The sequence below is a fragment of the Roseateles sp. genome (assembly GCF_965229315.1).
GTDB lineage: Bacteria > Pseudomonadota > Gammaproteobacteria > Burkholderiales > Burkholderiaceae_C > Pelomonas.
On record NZ_CBDDJA010000002.1, the window covers coordinates 3,947,468 to 3,966,269 of the forward strand.

Consider the following 18,802-nt stretch of genomic DNA (forward strand, 5'->3'; position numbering starts at 1 on the left):
CGTTGGACGAGGGGCTTCATGTCAGACGCGCTCGATGCCGGGCAGCCAGACGCGCAGCAGCGACAGCAGGCGGTCGGGCTCGATGGGCTTGGCCAGGTAGTCGCTGGCGCCAGCGCGGCGGCACTGCTCCTGGTCGTCGCGCATCGCCTTGGCGGTGATGGCGATGACGGGCAGCTTTTGCCAGCGCGCATCGGCGCGGATGCGGCGCGTGGCCTCCAGGCCGTCCATGACGGGCATCATCACGTCCATCAGCACGACGTCGATGTCGGCGTGGGCTTCGAGCTTCTCCAGCGCCTCGACGCCGTTGCGCGCCGGCTCCACGGTCAGCCCACGCTGCTCCAGCACGCTGGTCAGCGCGAAGATGTTGCGCGCGTCGTCGTCCACCAGCAGCACCTTGCGGCCCTCGAACACGCGCTCGCGGTTGCGCGCGGTGCGCAGCATGTCGCGCCGCTCGCCGGACATGCGCGACTCCACCTTGTGCAGGAACAGCGTCACCTCGTCCAGCAGCCGCTCGGGCGAACGCGCGCCCTTGATGATGATGGAGCGCGAGTAGCGGTTCAGCTCGGCCTCCTCCTCGCGGCTGAGGTGCCGGCCGGTGTAGACGATGACCGGCGGCGGCGTGATGTCCGGGCTGCGCGCGGCCATGCGCGACAGCAGCTCGGTGCCGTCCATGTCCGGCAGCTTCAGGTCGATGACCATGCAGTCGAAGTGCTGCTCGTCCAGCAGCTTGAGCGCCTGCTCGCCGCGCTCCACGGCCACCACCTCGATGTCGTCGTCGCCGATCAGGTGGGCGATGCTCTCGCGCTGGCGCTGGTCGTCCTCCACCAGCAGCAGGCGGCGGATCTGGTCGCCGCCCTGGCGCTCCAGCTTCTCGAAGATGCCCACCAGCTCCTCGCGCGTGGTGGGCTTGATGGCCGTGCCGACCGCGCCCATGGGCAGCGCGATGTCGCGGAAGTCCTCGCCGGCAATGATGTGCACGGGGATGTGGCGGGTGCGCGGGTCCTCCTTGAGCCGCTGCAGCACGGACAGGCCCGAGCCGTCCGGCAGCCGCACGTCCAGCAGGATGGCCTGCGGCAGGTGGGCGGCGGCCAGCTCCAGCGCCTCGCGGCCGTGGCTGGCGACGAGGCAGCGGTACTGCATCTCGTGCGCCAGGTCGTACAGGATGGCCGAGAACGAGGGGTCGTCCTCCACCACCAGCGCCAGGCGCCGCGACGGCGCGTCCGGCACGAGTTCGCGGCGGTCGTCGTCGAAGGCCGGCACCGCGACGTCGAGCGGCGCGTCCAGCGGCGACGCCCAGGAGGCCGGCGGCGGCGGCAGGGTGCGCACGGGTTCAGGGACGTCCGGCGCCGATGCCGCGGCGGCCGGCGGCTCGAAGGGCAACTGCAGCGTGAACTGGCTGCCCTGCCCTTCGACGCTGCTCAGGTGCAGCTCGCCGCCCAGCAGGCCCGCGAGCTGGCGCGAGATGGACAGGCCCAGGCCCGTGCCGCCGAAGCGCCGGTTCAGCGCGCCGTCGCCCTGGTGGAAGGCCTCGAAGACGCGTTGCTGCTGCGCCTGCGGAATGCCGATGCCGGTGTCCGTCACCACCAGCGCGATGGCGCCGGCGCGCGGCTGGATCTCCAGCGTCACCGAGCCCTTCTCGGTGAACTTGATGGCATTGGAGAGCAGGTTGCGCACGATCTGCTCGACCCGCTGGCTGTCGCTGACGATGGTCCTGGGCAGCCCCGGCGACAACCTGACGTCGAACTTCAGCCGCTTCTCCTGCGCCAGCGGCTGGAACAGGCGGCGCATGCCGTCGGCCAGCGCCTGCAGGTCCATCGCGCGGGCGGCGATCTCCAGCTTGCCGGCCTCGACCTTGGACAGGTCCAGGATGTCGTTGATCAGCGTCAGCAGGTCCTGGCCGGCCGAGTGGATGGTGCCGGCGAACTTGAGCTGCTCCTCCGTCAGGTTGCCGGGCTTGTTGTCCATCAACAGCTTGGACAGGATCAGCGCGCTGTTCAGCGGCGTGCGCAGCTCGTGCGACATGTTGGCGAGGAACTCGGACTTGTAGCGGCTGGCGCGCTGCAGTTCGTGGGCCTGCTCCTTCAGCTCCACCTGGGCCTGTCCGAGCGCCGTGTTGCGCAGCCTCAGCGTCTCGGCCTGCTCGCCCAGCTGCACGTTGGTCTGCTCCAGCTCCGCGCGCTGCTCTTCCAGGTGCAGCTGCGACTCGCTGAGCACGCGCGACTGCTCGCTCAACTCCTCGTTGGCCGTGCGCAGCTCTTCCTGCTGCACCTGCAGTTCCTCGTTGAGCTGGCGCGTCTCCTCCACCGACAGCTGCAGGCGGTGGCGGAAGTGCGCCGATTCCAGCAGCGTGCCCAGCATCCCCTGCAACTGGTCCAGCAGCATCAGCGCGCGTGCGTCCGGCGTGTTCAGGAAGCCCAGCTCCAGCACGCCGTTGACACGCCCTTCGTTCAAGGCCGGCACCAGCACGACCTCCTGCGGCCGCGCCTCGCCCAGGCTGGTCGCCACGCGCAGGAAGTCGGCCTGCAGCCCCGGCAGGCGCGTCAGCTTGCCGTCGCGCCAGGTCTGTGCCACCAGGCCGTTCTCGGGGTCGGGGAACGCGTCCTCGCCCGGCTGCATGCCGTGCGTGGCGATGCGCTGCAGCCGGCCATCCTCGCCGCGCACGAAGGCGGCCGACACGATGGCGCCGATGCGCTCGGCCAGGAAGGTCAGCGTGCGATGGCCGATGCCGGCCATCGCGCGCTCGCCCATCAGCTGTTCGCTCAGCTCGGCCTGCGCGCCGCGCAGCCAGGCGCGCTCCTCGCTCTCGCGCGCCGTCTCCTGCACCAGCGCCAGCGCGCTGCCGTACTCGCGGGACAGCGCCAGCACGTCGCGCCGGCCGGCCCAGGCGATGAACCCGCTGACGACCAGCAGCAGCGCGATGTAGCTGCCCACGGACACCCAGGTGCCGTTCTGCGCGTCCTCGTTGCGCTCGCGCAGCAGGCGGAACTCGGCATCGCCGAACGCGCGCAGCTCGCGGCGGATCTCGTCGACCAGCTGCTTGCCCGTCTGCCGGCGCACGACCTCCTCCACGGGCTCGCCGCGGCGCTTCATCTCGATGACGTCCTGCGCGAACTGGTTCCAGCGCTGCGACAGCGCACCCACGCGGCGCAGCCGCTCAATCTGGATGGGGTTGTCGCCCACCAGCGCCTCGGCCGCCTGCAACTCCGCGCCGAACTTGGCCTGCGACAGCGAGTAGGGCGCGAGGAACGCATCCTGGCCGCTGAGCAGGAAGCCGCGCATGCCGCTTTCCTGGTCGGCGTTCAGCGTGGCGAGCTCCTGCCCCTTGGCGATCACGCGGTGGGTGTGGTCCACCCAGTTCAGCAGGCCCAGCACATGCCACAGCAGGCCCACGAAGACGACGATGCTGCCCAGCCCCATCAACAGCGGGATCGCCAGGTTGCGCGTCAGGATGCGCTGGAATTGGGTCGAGTCGTCGGACCGGGCGTCAGTCATCGCTGTCCTTGTTCTGTTCATGTCGCGAGGGCGAGACGGTAACGCGCAAAACCGGCAGGGCGGCCCCGGCGCGGGCGTCGAATCGCCTGAAAACCGCCGCCGGCAAGCGCGACCGCCACGGCAGCGCGGCGCCTGCAAGGCGTGGAATCGGCAAAATTTGCCGTTATTTCAGACCCGGGGCGGAAAGAAACGCCTCAGGCGTTCTACCGAGAGCGGCTTGCTCAGCACGTGGTCGATGCCCGAGGCCATCGCCAGGTCGTGCTCCTCGCGGCCCTCGCGGCCGGTCACCGCGATCAGCACGAGGTCCGCGCCATAGCGCGCCCGCAGCCGCCGCGACAGTTCGCAGCCGTCCAGGTCCGGCAGGCCGAGGTCGACCAGCGCACAGACGGGCTGGTACTCGTCGACCGCCGTGATCGCGTCTTCCGCCGTGGTGGCGAACCGGACGCTGTAGCCGTCGAACGTCAACAGTTCGCTCAGTGCTTCGCAGGTGTCGATGTCGTCATCGACCAGCACCACGCGAATATCCTCCTTCGACACGGCCCATCTCCTTGGTTTGTTGCCGGGCGCCGGCTGGGCCGGCGCATCGATGGCGTCCATAAAGCAAGTGTGATGCCTGCTTTGCAGGACGGCGTGAGGCCCCGGATAGGACAATAGGCCGATGCGCTTCGCGGATGCCCCGGCCCGGAAAGCCGCCGCCCGCCGCCGGGGGCCGGCGCGCGCACTGCTGGCCTCGCTGCTGGTGCATGCGCTGCTGCTGAGCCTGGCCTTCGGCGGCGACGGTGCCGGGCTGCCGGGGCTCAACCTGCCCTGGCAGCAGCGCCGGGCCGAAGTGCCGGACCTGCGCGTGGTGCTGCTGCCGGCGGCACCTGGGCCGTCACAACCGCCACCCGCGTCACCGGCGCCACCCGGGGCACCCGACCTGCCGCCGGACATGCCTGCCGCGGCCGGCGCGGCCACGGACGCATCGGCCCGGGCGGAGCCCGCGCCCGTCGCCGAGGCGGCGCCGTTGCGCATGGCGGCGGCCGAAGCCGTCGCCACGGCCACGCCCGCCGTCATCGCCGTCGACAGGCCCGCGCGGCCGACGTGGACGGTGCCACCCGCGCTGCCGGCGTCTACCCCCGTCATCGCCGTCTTCGGCCAGGACGCAGCCAGTGCGCCGCCCGCGATGGCGCCCCTGCGCAACGCCAGCGACGCGATGCGCATGCGCGCCGACCGCGAACGCGCCGCCGACCTGGCCCGGCTCGACCTGTCCAGCGAGGACGTTCGGCAACAGGCGCAGCGGCTGGAGGCCGTGCGTGCCGAGGCTGAACGGCTGGAGGCCGAGCGCCTGGAAGCCGCACGCACCGCGGCCCTGCAGGAAGCCGCCCGGCAGGAGGCCGCGCGGGCGCAAGCCGAACGCCAGGACGCGGCCAGACGCGCCGCCGCGCAGCAGGAGGCGACCCGCCAGGAGGCCCTGCGGCAGGACGCGGCCAGGCAGGAGGCCGCACGCGCCGAAGCCGCCCGGCAGGAAGCGGCACGGCAGGACGCTGCCAAGCAGGAGGCGGCCCGCCAGGACGCCGCGCGCTCGGAAACCACTCGGCAGGAGGCCGCCCGCGTCGCGACGGCCAAGCTGGATGCGGCCCGCGCCGCCGAAGAGCAGCGCGAGGCCCGCCTGCGCGCCATCGGCCGGCAACTCGACGAGGAGGCCGCCCGCCGCGACGCGGCGGCATCACGCCCACCGAACGCCGCCCTGCCGACCTCGTGGAGCAGCGCCCGGCGCGGCCGGCTGCTGGGCCGCATCGACACCAATGCCGAGCTGGTGGCCTATGCCGAGGCCTGGGCGCGCAAGATCCAGTTCAACCCGACCTTCGACACGGTGCGCGATGCACTCAAGCAGCCCTACACCGACCCGCTCGTGAATGTCGCCATCCGCAGCGACGGCTCGGTGGAGTCGGTGACCTTCGTGCGCTCCAGCGGCGTGCCGGCGCTGGACGACGCGGTCCGCCGCGTCATCCAGAGCCAGGAACGCTACGCGGCCTTCCCGCCCGCGCTGCTGCAGGACTACGACGTCATCGAGATCCGCCGCACCTGGCATTTCGACAGCGCGATACGGTTGTACTGAGCCCGTTCACGGCGCTGCGGCGACAGCTCGCGATGGCAGGCGGATGAGCAACATCTCGACAGCGCGGTTGGTCTGCTCGGCGGTGTGGCGATCGGTCAGGGTCGGCAGATCCTGCTCGGCCAGGCGCGCCACGAACAGACGCGATGCGCTGATGCCGCCCTCCGCCCGCAGCGCCTGCAGCACACGGGCAGCGCGCCGGGCGGCGAGGCCGTCGTTGTGGGCGCCGCTGCCAACGGTGTCGGTGTTCGCGAGGATCAGCAGGCCGGCCCCCGCATGCTCGCGCAACTGGTTGCGGGCGGCCTCGACGCGACGCAACGCCTCGCACGTCAGGTCGGCCTTGCCGGTCGCAAAAAGCACCGGCGCCAGCCGCGGCAATGGCGGGAGCACCGGTGCGGGATCGGCGGACGAGATGACCGTGATGGTCGCCGGCAACGCCTCCTTGTCCTTCTGCGATGCGGCCGCGAGCACGAACACGGCGACGGCCCCCAGCGCCAACAGGCCGATCCGCAGCACGTCGCGCACACCGTCGCTGACGCGGATGTGCAGGCGCGTGAAGCCGCTCCAGTGGTTGATCATGGCCAGCTCGTCCGCTCGCCGCTCGTGGTCCAGGCGCTTGGGTTCGCTGGCCAGCTCCCGTTGGTGGGCGTCCCAGGCCGCAGACTTGGCTGCGATCAGGTCCTCGACGCTGTCGATCGACGGCTGCTGCGGCCGAGCCTTGGGCAGCAAATGCGCCTTGTGCTTTTCGAACTCGGCCTTCAACTTCAACAACTCGGCGTCCGTCGTCGGATCGGTCAACAGGCTGATGTAGGTCAGGTCCGGCCGCAGGATGAACAGCAATCGCCGCACGCACAGGCCCAGCAGCACGAGCGCTGCCAGCAGCGCCAGCGAGGCAACGGCCCACCGAACGCTGGGCAACTCCAGCGCGCCGTAGCCGGAGAACGGCGTGCCAGCGAGCAGCACGCCAGCCACGCCGCCGAACACGGCGATCAGCGTCTTGACGTTGTCGCGCAGGCTGGCCTTGGCTGCGGCGTAGGGATCGGTCACCACGACCTACTCGTCCTCGTCTTGTACCCCGAGCCCGGCGACACCCGGGGCAGGCCCCCAGTCCTGCAGCAGCCGCTGGATGTCCGCCAGGGCGCGTTGCTGCGGCGGGGCGATTTTGCTGACGTCGACCTCGACGATCCGCACGCCGCTGTGCCGGAAAAACGACCGGCTTACCCCCCACTCGACTTCTGCCTGCAGTGCCGCCAGCGTGGAGCGCCTGACGGACCGGACCCGATCCCCACCGGCCGCCGGCTCGGGCGTTCGCACCAAAAGGCTCGGCGGCTGCCCGCGGCTGCCGATCATGCCGATGAACATCGTGCTCGGCGGTATCGGCGGCTCCGGGGCGATCGTCGGCTGGTCTTCAGGCACCTTGATCGGCCGCGCGCCGGTGGAAGGGTCAGACAGATCGGGCGCCGTGGGAGACGGCCCGGCCGTCGTGCCGCCACCGCCGCCCGGAAGGCGGATCTCGATCCAGTCATCACCGCACCAGACAAAGATGCTCTCGTGGTCGGTGAATCGGTAGTGGATCGACATGACATGCCCTCCTTGCCGGCGGTCCGGCAGCACCGCCGACTGTTGCAGCGGCGTCGTGTAGGCGGCATCCCCAAGGCTGTGGATGCAGTGCTCCGATATGCTTTCGCCCAGGTTGTACATACAAGAGGAGACTGTCCATGACCCCCCACGACATCGTCATCGCCGGTGGCGGCGTGTCGGGCCTGTACTGCGCGCTGCGCCTGGCCGACGCGGGGCACCGCATCCTCGTGCTGGAGGCCGCGGCGGACCGCTGGGGTGGCCGCATCGAGACCGAGGACATGGACGGCTTCATCGCCGAGTACGGCCCGATGCGCTTCGAGCCGACGCTGCAGCCGCGCTTCGCGGCGCTGTGCGCGGAGCTGGCCGTGGGGCTGGTGGACTTCTCGGGGCCATCGGCCGACCAGCTCGCCACCGACGACACCGACCTGCCCGAGGCCGAGCGCGGCCTGAACTCGCTGCAGCTGCTCAAGCGCGGCATCCTGCTGATCATGGGCCGCACGGGCCCGGATGCGGACGACCAGGCCTGGATCGACGCGCTGACCGAGGCCGACTACATGCGCCTGCGCAAGCACGCGCAACTGCACGGCCAGCCGCTGTGGGACATGGGCTTCTGGAACGCGCTGTCGGCGCAGGGCATCCTGAGCCACCGGGCGCTCGTGAAGCTGCGCGACACCGGGACCTTCTATCACATGATCCCGGAGAACCTGAACGCGGCCGAGTGGATCATCTGGTGGCTGCGCGCGCTCAAGACCGTGGGCCAGCAGCTCGCCAGCATCGCGGGCGGCTCGGCCCGGTTGACCGAGGGCCTGCTCGCGCGGCTGCGCAGCCACGCCAACGTGACGCTGGCTGGCGGGCACAAGCTGCTGGGCCTGCGGCCCGTGGAGCTGGGCAAGCGCACGCTGGAGCTGGACGTGCTGACGCAGAACGGCCCTGTGAAGCTGCGCGCCGAGCGCCTCGTGCTCGCGCTGCCGCGGCTGCCGCTGCTCAAGCTGACGCGCCACCTGCCCGAGCACATCGCGTCGCAGCTGGACAGCGTCAACGGCTTCCCGATGCTCAAGGTCTTCTTCGTCAGCAACGCGCCGTGGTGGAGCCACGGCCAGGCGCCGCAGCAGTACGCCAACTGCATGCCCACGCGCGAGATCCACTACTTCCGCCGCGCGCCCGAGGCCGATGCGGACGGCCACGGCATGGTGCTGCTGTACATGGACCGGCCGTCCACCGAGTTCTGGCGCCACTACGTCATCGACGGCGACCGCCACGACCGCGCCGAGGTGGACCAGAACGCCCGCATCGTCGATGCCTTCGCCCTCTTCGTCGCCCGCGACGTGAAGCGCTCGACGGAGTCCGGTGCCGGCACGCCACTGAAGCTGACCGACCACGCGCGGCGCATCTTCGGCGACATGAGCCTGGCCGAGACCAGCCGCTACATCCGCGACTCCGTCATCACCTACGGCATCCGCGACTGGGCGCGCGCGCCCTATGGCGCGGCCAACCACGGCTGGCAGCCGGGCGTGCGCTCGTGGAAGGTCATGGACGCGTTCAAGGCCTTCGACTTCGGCAGCGGCGCCCGCAACCTGCACATCGTCGGCGAGGCGTATTCGGACTACCAGGGCTTCATCGAAGGCGCGCTGAACAGCGCCGAGCTGGCGCTGGCGACGGTGCCGGCCCAGCCGGTGGACGAGGCGGCGCAGGAACCCAGCCTGGGGCTGTCCTGACCCGCGGCCCAGGACCGACGCGCGCCTGAGGTCACAACACCAGCCGCCCGAGCACCTCGGCGCCCGCGCTGTTGCCCCAGCGCATCGCGACCATCTCGCCGGAGGCCGGGAACACCCCCGACAACGCGGTGATGTTCACCTGGTGCGTCACCACCAGCAGCGCGCCCGGCCCGGCCCAGGCGGCGAGCAAGGTGCGCGCCTGGGTCGCGAAGCGCTGCTCGCGCGTGCCGTCCGGGTCGTCGAAGAAGGAATTGAACAGCGGCTGCGGCCGGGTGACGCCCACCGCCAGCAGCTCGGCCGTCTCGCGGGCGCGGCACCACTGCGAGTGCCAGACCGCGGCAATCGACAAGCCCTGCGGCCGCAAGGCCCGCAGCCGCTCGCCGATGCGCCGTGCCTGCTCGCGCCCTTCGTCGCTGAGGTTGCGCTGCGTGGCGCAGTCGTCCAGCCGGAAGCCGGGCGGGTCGCCGCCGCCGGGCGCGCTGGCGTGGCGCATCAGCAGCACGACGCCGTCGGGCTGCGCCAGCAGCCGGTACAGCAGGCGCTCGTCCACGGCGTCGGCCGCCAGGCCCGCGGGATGCACGGCCGCGCCGGCCAGGCCCAGCAGCACGCCGCGGCGGTTCGGCTCCCGCGGGCTCATCGCACCAACGGCCGGATGGCCGTGAAGCCGCCGTCCACGGGCAGCACCTGGCCGGTGATGCGCCCGGCCTGCGCCGACAGCAGCCAGTCGATCACGGCCGCGACGTCGTCCGCGGTCTGCACGCCCTGCGCGTGCGGCAGCGGGTACTGTCTCGCCGCCGCGGCGCGCATCTCGGGCTGCTGGGTCAGGCCGGCGCTGAGCGGCGTGTCGGTCAAGCCCGGCGCCACCACGTTGATGCGCAGGCCCAGCGCGGCATAGCTGGCCGCGGCGCTGCGGGCCAGGCCCTCGACACCGGCCTTGGCCGCCGAGATGGCCTCGTGGTGGCTGACCCCGATGCGGGCCACCACCGAGCTCATCAGCACCGCCGCACCGCCGGACGCCATCTGGCGCAGGGCGTCCACCCAGGCGGCGAGCATGAACACGGCGCTTTCCAGGTTGATCCTCAGCAGCTCGCGCGCCTGAATCGGCCGCGTGCGGTGCAACGGCGCAATCAGCGTGCTGCCGATGCAGTGGGCGAGCAGCAGCTGCGGCCCACCCCAGCGGTCCTGGCAGGCCGCGAGCGCCTGCGCGATGCCCTCGGGCGTGGTGGCGTCCGCCGCGATGGGCAGGTCGGCGGCGGCGCCCGCCAGGCGCGCCGGGTCGCGGCCGGTCACGGCCACCTGCACGCCGCGTGCCTGCAGGCGCAGGGCCAGGGCGCGGCCGATGCCGCCGGCGCCGCCGGTGATCAGCGCGGTCGGGATGTCAGCGGGCATCGTGAAGGTTCTCCATCGGTTCAAGTCTGTCGTGCAGCGCCATGAGATCAGGCCGGCCAGCGCCCGGCCCCACGCCACAACCGCCGCAGGCGCAGGAACACCGCGTACCCGGCCGACAGCAGCAGGCGGCCGGCGGCGTTGTCCAGCCAGCGCGTCCAGCGCCGCCACCGCGGCAGCGCGCGCCACAGCACCAGGAACGCGGGGCCGCCCACATGCAGCCGGCCCTGCTCGTCGCGCACATGCAGGCGCGCCATCGCGGTGGCGCGGTCCAGGTCGGGCGCGCAGGCGGGCGCGTCGGCGGGGCTGATGTCCAGCCACTGCACGCGGTCGCCGCTGTCCGCCCGGCGGTACAGCGCGATCTCGCGGGCGCACACAGGGCAGCCGCCGTCGAAATAGACGACCGCGGCACGGGACTTCGGTGGGGCCATGGGCGCAGGATTCAAATTGGGTTCAACATCCAGCGTTGTAGGCCTTTTTTGCGCTGAACAAGGACTTTCAAATGGTTCAAAGCCTGTTCAAGACGGGTGTTGCCGCCCACATCGTGGGCATGCCGGCCAATACGCTGCGTGTCTGGGAGCGCCGCTACGGGCTCAAGTGCAGCCAGCTCGATGGCCAAGGCCACCGGCTCTACTCGGCAGACGACGTGCAGCGCATCGCCGCGCTGCGACAGCTGACGCTGCAAGGCCACGCCATCGGCGTCGTGGCCGGCCTGAGCCAGGACGCGTTGCGCGACCTGCTGTCGACGCAGGACCAGGTGCGCGAGGTCGCCCAGGCCATGGCCCAACCCGCCCTGCGGCCGCGCCAGTTGCTGGTGGTCGGCGCGGCGCTGGCCACGCGCATCAGCCGCGCGGCGCCGCGGCGCCAGCTGCGCGTGGCCGACTCCGCCAGCGACCTGACGGCAGCCCTGGTCGCGCCGCGGCCCACCGGCGCGGCGCGGCCTGACGCGCTGCTGCTGCACCTGCCGTCCCTGCACCTGCCGCAGGTCGAAGATCTGGCGGCCGCGGCCGCGGCGCTGGCCCTGCCGCGCGTGGGGGTGGTGTACGGCTACAGCAACTCCGAGGCGCTGCGCCGCTGCGCCGAACTGGGGATACCGTGCTGGCGCGACACGCACAACGACCGCAGCCTGGTGGGCTGGGTCCTGGAGGGCCTGGCCGCGCCGCGCAGCGCGTCACCCACGCCCGCCGCTGCACCGTCGCAAGCGGCGGCTGCGGCACCGCCCACGCCGCCGCAGTACGACGAATCCACGCTGGCCGACTGGGCCACGCGCAGGACGGCGGTGGCCTGTGAATGCCCATCCCATGTCGCGGAGCTGCTGCTGCGGCTGCAGCAGTTCGAGGCCTACAGCGCCGACTGCGAGCACCGCGACGACCGCGACCGCCACCTGCACGAGCAGTTGCACCGGCTGGCCGGCTCGGCCCGGGTGCTGTTCGAGGGCGCCATGCAACTGCTGGCCGAGCACGAACAGGCGCCGGGCCAGGCAGCGGCCCACTGAGCGTGGGGCGGCGGGCGGCTCAGCGCAGCCAGCGCGTGGCGACCACCGTGGTCGCCCAGCAGATCCATCCGGTCCAGAGCGTGTGGCTGGGGTAGTGCGCACCGCGCACCATCTGCCCCAGGCCATAGACGAACCCCAGCACCACGACCATGGCCCACCAGGCCCGCGCCGTGCGCGGGTAGGCGCGCGCGAGCGCCCAGCCGCCGGCCAGATAGGCGAATGCCGCACTCGCATGCCCCGACGGGAAGCAATGCCCGCCGCCGCCGTCGCGCACGCCGAACGCCCAGTGCGACACGTACTGCGCCGTGCCGCCGAACTCGGCCAGGTCCCAGGGGCAGCTCGTCATGCTGGCGCGCTTGATCAGCGAGATGACGGCCAGGCAGACCAGCGTGGTCACCAGCCACCAACGGCGTTCGCGCCGGTCCAGCGCCGGCAACAGCCGGGGCCAGACGTTCACCACGACGATGAAGGCCATCGCCACGTACGACACCAGGCGCCCGCCCTCGTGGATCAGCGCGCGCATGGCCCAGGCCTCGCGCAGCGCGAAGCCGCCCGCGTCGCCGACCTGGCGCATGGCCCAGAGGTCGAGGTGGCTGGCATCCCAGGCCAGCAGCAGCACGAGGGCGAGCGCGACCCAGCGCAACGGGAGAAAGCTTTGCATGGGGCGCATTGTCTACACTGGCCCGATGTCTTTCGATTCCTTCGATGCCGGGCGTGCCGTCCGCATAGGCCGTGACGCGCTCGAGGTCGAGGCGCGGGCGCTGGCAGGCCTGGCGCCACGCCTCGGCGAGGCCTTCGCCGAGGCCGTGAAGCGGGTGCTCGCCTGCCACGGCCGCGTGGCCGTGATGGGCATGGGCAAGAGCGGCCACGTCGGCCGCAAGATCGCCGCCACGCTCGCCTCCACCGGCACGCCGGCCCTGTTCGTGCACCCCGCCGAAGCGGCCCATGGCGACCTGGGCATGGTCACCGCGGGCGACATCGTGCTGGCGCTGTCCAACTCCGGCGAGAGCGACGAGCTCAACGCCATCCTGCCGGTGCTCAAGCGCCTGGGCGTGCCCGTCATCGCGATGACGGGCCGGGCCGAATCCAGCCTCGCCGCGCATGCGGATGTCGTGCTGGACAGCGCCGTGGCCGAGGAGGCCTGCCCGCTGCAGCTCGCGCCCACGGCCAGCACCACGGCGCAGATGGCGCTGGGCGACGCGCTGGCTGTCGCGCTGCTGGACGCCCGTGGCTTCAAGGCCGAGGACTTCGCCCGCTCGCACCCGGGCGGCTCGCTGGGCCGCAAGCTGCTCACGCATGTGCGCGACCTGATGCGCAGCGGCGACGCGCTGCCGCGCGTGTCGCCCGACCTGCCGTTCACGGCCGTCATGCGTGAGATGAGCAGCAAGGCGCTGGGCATGGCGGTCGTCGTCGATGCGGACGGCCGCGTGCGCGGCATCTTCACCGACGGCGACCTGCGCCGCCTCGTCGAGCAGGGCCGCGACCTGCGGGCCCTGACGGCGGCCGAGGTCGCGCATGCCAGACCGCGCACGGTCAGTGCGGACGCGCTGGCGGTGGACGCCGCCGACCTGATGGAGTCGGCCCGCATCACTGTCGTCCTCGTCGTCGACGACGCGCAGCGCCTCGTCGGCGCGATCAGCATCAACGACTTGATGCGGGCGAAGGTCATCTGATGGCGGCGCTGAGCTTCCCACCGGAACTGCTGGTCAGGGCGCAGGGCACGGGCCTCGCCATCAAGCTCGCCCTCTTCGACGTGGACGGCGTGTTGACCGACGGCCGCATCTACATCGGCGAGCGCGGCGAGGAGTTCAAGGCGTTCTCGACGCTGGACGGCCACGGCCTGAAGTCGCTGCAGCAGGCGGGCATCGTGCCGGTCATCATCACCGGCCGCGACAGCCCCGCCGTGCGCCGACGCGTGGCCGACCTGGGCCTGGCGCAGGCGTTCTACGGTGTGAAGGACAAGCTGGCCGTGGCCGAGCCGCTGCTGGCGCAACTGGGCGCGAACTGGGGCGAGGTCGCCGCGATGGGCGACGACTGGCCCGACCTGCCGCTGCTGCTGCGCGCCGGCTTCGCCTGCGCGCCGCCCGGCGCGCACGCCGAGGTGCTGGCCGTCGCCCACCACGTGACGCGGGCCGCCGCCGGCCATGGTGCCGCGCGCGAGTGCTGCGACCTGCTGCTGATGGCCGCGGGCCACTACGAGCGCCTGCTGCACGCGCACCACGACACGCTGGACGGGAGCGGCAGCGCATGACGCCGGTCACCCTGCCCGCACCGGCACCGCGCCGCCAGGTCGCCCAGCCCCTGCTGTGGCGGCTGCAGGGCCTGCTGTCCAACTACCTGCCGCTGCTGCTGATGGCGCTGCTGGCCAGCGGCACCTGGTGGCTGGTGAAGAACACGCCGCTGCTGGATCTGCCGGGCGAGGTCGCGCCGCCGCGCCACGTGCCGGACTACCGCATGGAGAACTTCGAGATCCAGCGCATCGGCGCCGACGGCCGGCTGCGCGTGCAGATCGCCGGGGCGCAACTGCGCCACTACCCCGACACCGACACGCTGGAGATCGACAACGCCCGCGTGCGTGCGATCGCGCCGGACGGCAGCCTCGCCATCGCCGAAGCCCGGCGTGCGATCAGCAATGGCGACGGCAGCGACATTCAGCTCATCGGCAATGTGAGGCTGCGCCGCCTGCCCCCCGACGCCGGCGAGAACGCGACCCCGGCGCTGGACGTGCGCGGCGAGTTCCTGCAGGCGCTGGCCAACGCCGAGATCCTGCGCTCCCACCTGCCGGTCACCATCCACCAGGGCGGCTCCACGCTGAACGCCCAGAACTTCGAGTACCGCCACCTGACCGGCCAGGCCACGTTCACGGGCCGGGCGCAGGGGCAGATCACCAACCGGGCGCCGCGATGAGGGCCGAGCGCAGGGTCGCCCCAAGCCGGCCCGTCATCCCCTCGGGGGATCGTCTCGTGTCCCCGCGAGACGAGGGGCACCCATGAACGAACTGGTGTTCATCACCGGTGCCTCCAGCGGCATCGGCCAGGCGCTGGCGCTGCGCTACTACCGCGATGGCGCGCGGCTGGCACTGGTGGCGCGGCGCACGGCGGAGGTCGAGCGCTGGGCGGCCGAACAGCGGCTGGACACGGCGCGCTTCAAGGTCTACGGCGCCGACGTGGCGGACCTGGACGCGATGGCCCGCATCGGCCGCGACTGCATCACCGCGCAGGGCTTGCCCGACGTCGTCATCGCCAACGCCGGCATCAGCATCGGCATGGACACGGCGCAGTTCGACGATCTGGGCGTCATGCGGCGCACCTTCGACACCAACAACGTGGGGCTGGCGGCGACCTTCCACCCCTTCGTCGCCGCGATGTGCGAGCGCCGCTCGGGCACGCTGGTGGGCGTGGCCAGCGTCGCGGCCATCCGTGGGCTGCCGGGGCATGGCGCCTACTGCGCCAGCAAGGCCGCCGTCGTCGCCTACTGCGAGAGCCTGCGCGGCGAGTGCCGGCCGGCCGGCGTGCGCGTCGTCACGCTGCTGCCGGGCTACATCGACACGCCGCTGACGCGCGGCAACCGCTATTCCATGCCTTTCCTGATGCCCGTGGACGACTTCGCCGACCAGGCGGTGCGCGCCATCCGCGCCCAGGTCAGCTACCGCGTCATCCCGTGGCAGATGGGCGTGCTGGCCAAGCTGCTGCGCCTGCTGCCCAACGGGCTGTACGACCGCGCGCTGGGCAGCCGGCCACGCAAGAAGCGCGCGAGCGAGTAACCCGGCGCGGCTTGGCAACGCCTGACCCTGCTGGCTACACTGCGCGCCTTCGAACCGAGGGCCGCCGCATGACATGCCGGGCCGCCGAGGAGGACATCATGGCCCAGGTACTTCACCCCTGCTGACGCTCGCGCGCTGAACACCGCTTCAGCGCCGCCCGCTGGCTGCGCCTCGCGCACGCCCGATTGATGCCTGCGGCCGCCCGTCACGCGGCGGCCGATCTCGGACGATTCCCATGACATACCGCCTTCTCGGCCCGGGCCTGGCTTCGAGCCTTTGTGCCCTGGCCCTGCACGCCTGGGGCCATGCCCCGGAGCTGCTCCATCCCACCGCACTGCGCCTGGCCCCGGGCGAATCCGTGCCCGCCATCGACGGTCGCCTGGACGATGCCGCGTGGCTGCGCGCGCCGGCCCATGAGCGCTTCGTGCAATTCCTGCCGGCCGACAAGCGTCCGGCCGCCTGGCGCACGACCGTGCAAGTCCTCGTCACCGAGGACGCGCTGGTCTTCGGCATCCGCGCCTGGGATCCGGCGCCCGATCGCATCCGCGCGCCTCTGGCGCGGCGCGACCAGGTCAAGTCCGACCAGGATTTCGTCTCCGTCCTCATCGACCCGGTCGGCCACCGGCGCACGGCGCAGTACGCGCGTGTCAGCGCGGCCGGCGCGGTGGAGGACGGGCTGTTCTCCGCCGAGGAAGACACCGAGGACGCCGCGCCCGATTTCGACGTCGAGGCCGCCGCGGCGCGGCTGCCGGACGGCTACAGCATCGAGCTGCGCTGGCCGTTGGCGGCGCTGCGCTTTGCGCATGCGGGCGGCGCGCCCTGGCGCATCATGGTCACGCGCAACATCCCGCGCGAAGACCGCACGGTCGACGTCAGTGCACCAGCGCTCACCAAGGACGCGCTGAGCTTCATCGCCGAGCTGCAGCCGCTGAACGGCCTGGACGATCTCGTCGACCAGGTGCGTGAGCGCAGCTTCGTTGGCTTGCGGCCGGAGCTGACGCTGCGCAGCACACGCGACGCCAGCGATGCCGACGGCACGCGGCGTGCGCGCAAGGCGTCGCTGGGCGCCGAGTTCAAGTGGCGACCGCGCGCCGACTGGGTGCTGGACGTGACGCTGAACCCCGACTTCTCGCAGGTCGAGCTCGACGCGCCGCAGCTCACCGGCAACACGCGCTTTGCGCTCAGCGTGCCGGAGAAGCGGCCGTTCTTTCTTGAAAGCGCGGACGTCGTCGGGCCCACGCAGGCCGACGAATCGGGCGAGAACCGCAGCCTCGCGGCCTTCTACACCCGCGCCATCACCGACCCCGACTGGGGCCTGCGCGCCACCTGGCGCGGCGCCGACGCCGAGGCCACCGCGCTGCACCTGCGCGACGCCGGCGGGGGCCAGGTGTTGCGGGCCGGCGCGTTCGCCACGCGCAGCGGCGTGCAGCCCGCCGGCTCGCAGGCCAGCTTTGCGCGCGGTCGCCTGCAGTTGGGCGGGCAGGGCCGGCTCGGCCTGGCGGGCCTGGTGTCGCTGCGCGACTTCGGCAGCGGCCTGGCGACGCAGGTGGTCGGCAGCGACGCGGTCTGGCGGCCGGGCGACAGCGACCAGTGGCGCGGCCATGTGCTGCTGTCCAGCACGTCGCTCGGCCTGGACGGCGGCGGCCGCGTGCTGCGCGTGAACCGCGAGCGCGGCCACCGCGCCTGGCTGGGCTGGCGGCACCGCGACGCGGGCTGGGTGGCCAACGTCAATGTGGAGGAGATCAGCAGCCGTTTCGCCAATGACAACGGCTTCGTCAGCCAGAGCGGCATCCGCCGCGCCTGCGCCTTCGGCTACCTGCGCCTGGGCCCCGGTGAACTGGCCGGCATCGCCCTGCACGACCGCGAAGCGCAGCTCAAGCTGCAGGAGACGCGCACGCTGGCCGACCCGCTGCTGGGCGTGGCGGCCGGCCAGGTCGTGGACCGCCTCGTGCAGCCCGGCTTCTGGTTCGCGGCGGCGCGCAACACGGGCGTCTGGGGCCATGTGGGGCTGGACAGCCATCGCGCGAAGAGCGGCGGGCGGCTGCACGCGACGCGCACGCTGCTGCTGGGCTTCGAGTCCAACCCCGGCGAGCTGCTGAGCCTCATCAACGGCGAGGTGGAATGGGGCCGCCGCCTGGACATCGACGCCGACCGCACCGGCCCGGGCCTGCAGGGTCAGCTCGAAGCCAGGCTGCGCACCGCGCTGCCGGCGGGCCTGTGGCTGGAGTTCGAGCAGCGCCTCGGGCTGGGCTGGGTCGATGCGCCGGACGGGCGGCGTGCGTTCACGGACCGCAGCGTGCAGAGCCTCGTCGTGCTGCACCTGAGCCCGCGCGACTCGCTGCGGCTGATCCGGCAGCGCACGCACTTCAGCCGCCGCAGTGACGCCGGGATGAATCTCGTGGCGCAGGACGATGTGGGACGCGTGCTGTCGTTGATGCTGCAGCACCGCGTGGGCCTGAGCCGCATCGTCAGCCTGGGCGTGAACCGTGCCCGTGAGCAGCCCGGCGGCGTGCGCACCGACGAGGTCTTCGCCAAGGCCACGCTGGGTTACTGACTGACCTGGCCGCGCCGCCCGGCTGCAAGCTTTTGGAGGCCTGAAACGAACAAAGCGCCCGAAGGCGCTTTGCTGCATCACTCTTGCGAGTGCCGGGATCAGTAGCCGCTGGAACGGCCACCGCCGCCGTAGCCGCCACCACCGGAACGGCCACCGCCGCCACCGCCGCCGTAGCCGCCACCGCCGGAACGGCCACCGCCGCCACCACCGTAGCCGCCACCACCGCCGCCGTAGCCACCGCCACCGCCGCTGCCGCCACCACCGTAGCCGCCGCCGCTGGAACGGCCACCGCCGCCACCACCGTAGCCGCCACCACCACCGAAGCCGCCGCCGCCGGAACGGCCACCGCCGCCACCGCCGAAGCCGCCCGGCCGCTCTTCGCGCGGACGCGCCTCGTTCACGACGATGGCGCGGCCTTCGAGGGCCTGGCCATTCATGCCGTTGATGGCTGCTTGCGCCTCGGCGTCAGAGCCCATTTCGACGAAGCCGAAGCCCTTCGAACGACCGGTTTCACGATCCATCATGACCTTTGCGGAGGTCACCGTACCGAACTGACCGAACGATTCTTGCAGCGATTCGTCACGCACGCTGTAGGCAAGATTGCCCACGTAAAGCTTGTTTCCCATGGGGAAGCCCTTCTCTTCTCAAAACCAAAAAACCATGTGGAGCTTCAACCCATCGTGAACCATTCAAGCGAAGGTGCGGCGTCCAGACACAG

General features: G+C 71.9%; 17 protein-coding genes. 8 read left to right on the top strand and 9 right to left on the bottom strand.

Annotated elements, in window-relative coordinates:
• Positions 1–21: 21 nt before the first annotated feature.
• Both ACO07H_RS23045 and ACO07H_RS23050 read right to left on the bottom strand, forming a co-directional pair.
• Complete coding sequence (locus ACO07H_RS23045; protein ID WP_422018488.1) at positions 22–3,492, bottom strand: response regulator; 3,471 nt, start codon at positions 3,490–3,492, stop codon at positions 22–24.
• Between the two features lie 168 nt (positions 3,493–3,660).
• A complete protein-coding gene (locus tag ACO07H_RS23050; RefSeq protein WP_422018489.1) occupies positions 3,661–4,089 on the bottom strand; it encodes a response regulator in 429 nt (142 codons plus the stop codon).
• Positions 4,090–4,150: 61 nt separating this feature from the next.
• On the opposite strand from ACO07H_RS23050, the gene ACO07H_RS23055 reads away from it, so the two are divergent.
• The gene (locus ACO07H_RS23055) at positions 4,151–5,593 is read left to right on the top strand and encodes a TonB family protein (protein WP_422018490.1); all 1,443 of its coding nucleotides are present in this window, start codon (positions 4,151–4,153) and stop codon (positions 5,591–5,593) included.
• A 6-nt stretch (positions 5,594–5,599) separates the two neighbouring features.
• On the opposite strand, the gene ACO07H_RS23060 is transcribed toward ACO07H_RS23055, so the two are convergent.
• Together ACO07H_RS23060 and ACO07H_RS23065 are read right to left on the bottom strand one after the other, a co-directional pair.
• Entirely contained in the window at positions 5,600–6,574 is a 975-nt protein-coding gene (locus ACO07H_RS23060) for an OmpA family protein (protein ID WP_422018491.1), read from the bottom strand.
• Between the two features lie 69 nt (positions 6,575–6,643).
• The gene (locus ACO07H_RS23065) at positions 6,644–7,291 is read right to left on the bottom strand and encodes a hypothetical protein (RefSeq protein WP_422018492.1); all 648 of its coding nucleotides are present in this window, start codon (positions 7,289–7,291) and stop codon (positions 6,644–6,646) included.
• A 17-nt stretch (positions 7,292–7,308) separates the two neighbouring features.
• On the opposite strand from ACO07H_RS23065, the gene ACO07H_RS23070 reads away from it, so the two are divergent.
• A complete protein-coding gene (locus ACO07H_RS23070) occupies positions 7,309–8,886 on the top strand; it encodes a flavin monoamine oxidase family protein (protein WP_422018493.1) in 1,578 nt (525 codons plus the stop codon).
• A 31-nt stretch (positions 8,887–8,917) separates the two neighbouring features.
• On the opposite strand, the gene ACO07H_RS23075 is transcribed toward ACO07H_RS23070, so the two are convergent.
• From ACO07H_RS23075 to ACO07H_RS23085, 3 genes are read right to left on the bottom strand one after another with little or no spacing between them, the layout of a single operon-like run.
• Positions 8,918–9,523 carry a histidine phosphatase family protein gene (locus ACO07H_RS23075; protein WP_422018494.1) on the bottom strand — a complete coding sequence of 202 codons (606 nt, stop codon included), beginning with the start codon at positions 9,521–9,523 and terminating at the stop codon, positions 8,918–8,920.
• Positions 9,520–10,275, bottom strand: a complete 756-nt coding sequence (locus tag ACO07H_RS23080) for an SDR family NAD(P)-dependent oxidoreductase (protein ID WP_422018495.1) — start codon at positions 10,273–10,275, stop codon at positions 9,520–9,522. Before ACO07H_RS23080 ends, ACO07H_RS23075 begins: the two co-directional genes overlap by 4 nt.
• A 47-nt stretch (positions 10,276–10,322) precedes the next feature.
• Entirely contained in the window at positions 10,323–10,703 is a 381-nt protein-coding gene (locus tag ACO07H_RS23085; protein WP_422018496.1) for a thiol-disulfide oxidoreductase DCC family protein, read from the bottom strand.
• Positions 10,704–10,774: 71 nt separating this feature from the next.
• On the opposite strand from ACO07H_RS23085, the gene ACO07H_RS23090 reads away from it, so the two are divergent.
• On the top strand, positions 10,775–11,767 hold the full coding sequence (locus ACO07H_RS23090; RefSeq protein WP_422018497.1) for a MerR family transcriptional regulator: 993 nt from the start codon (positions 10,775–10,777) through the stop codon (positions 11,765–11,767).
• Positions 11,768–11,786: 19 nt separating this feature from the next.
• Here ACO07H_RS23090 and ACO07H_RS23095 read toward each other — a convergent pair whose 3' ends face one another.
• Positions 11,787–12,428 (bottom strand): phosphatase PAP2 family protein, encoded by a 642-nt coding sequence (locus tag ACO07H_RS23095; protein WP_422018498.1) that lies wholly within the window; start codon positions 12,426–12,428, stop codon positions 11,787–11,789.
• A 25-nt stretch (positions 12,429–12,453) separates the two neighbouring features.
• On the opposite strand from ACO07H_RS23095, the gene ACO07H_RS23100 reads away from it, so the two are divergent.
• From ACO07H_RS23100 to ACO07H_RS23120, 5 genes are all read left to right on the top strand, one after another.
• Positions 12,454–13,440, top strand: a complete 987-nt coding sequence (locus ACO07H_RS23100) for a KpsF/GutQ family sugar-phosphate isomerase (protein WP_422018499.1) — start codon at positions 12,454–12,456, stop codon at positions 13,438–13,440.
• Positions 13,440–14,018 carry a KdsC family phosphatase gene (locus tag ACO07H_RS23105; protein ID WP_422018500.1) on the top strand — a complete coding sequence of 193 codons (579 nt, stop codon included), beginning with the start codon at positions 13,440–13,442 and terminating at the stop codon, positions 14,016–14,018. Before ACO07H_RS23100 ends, ACO07H_RS23105 begins: the two co-directional genes overlap by 1 nt.
• A complete protein-coding gene (lptC, locus tag ACO07H_RS23110; protein WP_422018501.1) occupies positions 14,015–14,674 on the top strand; it encodes an LPS export ABC transporter periplasmic protein LptC in 660 nt (219 codons plus the stop codon). The genes ACO07H_RS23105 and lptC overlap by 4 nt, the downstream gene beginning before the upstream one ends.
• 82 nt (positions 14,675–14,756) lie before the next feature.
• Entirely contained in the window at positions 14,757–15,530 is a 774-nt protein-coding gene (locus ACO07H_RS23115; RefSeq protein ID WP_422018502.1) for an SDR family oxidoreductase, read from the top strand.
• A 235-nt stretch (positions 15,531–15,765) separates the two neighbouring features.
• Positions 15,766–18,084, top strand: a complete 2,319-nt coding sequence (locus ACO07H_RS23120; RefSeq protein ID WP_422018503.1) for a carbohydrate binding family 9 domain-containing protein — start codon at positions 15,766–15,768, stop codon at positions 18,082–18,084.
• 98 nt (positions 18,085–18,182) lie between these two features.
• Here the strand turns inward: ACO07H_RS23120 and ACO07H_RS23125 are convergent, their stop codons facing one another.
• Positions 18,183–18,710 carry an RNA recognition motif domain-containing protein gene (locus ACO07H_RS23125; RefSeq protein WP_422018504.1) on the bottom strand — a complete coding sequence of 176 codons (528 nt, stop codon included), beginning with the start codon at positions 18,708–18,710 and terminating at the stop codon, positions 18,183–18,185.
• Positions 18,711–18,802 lie beyond the last annotated feature (92 nt).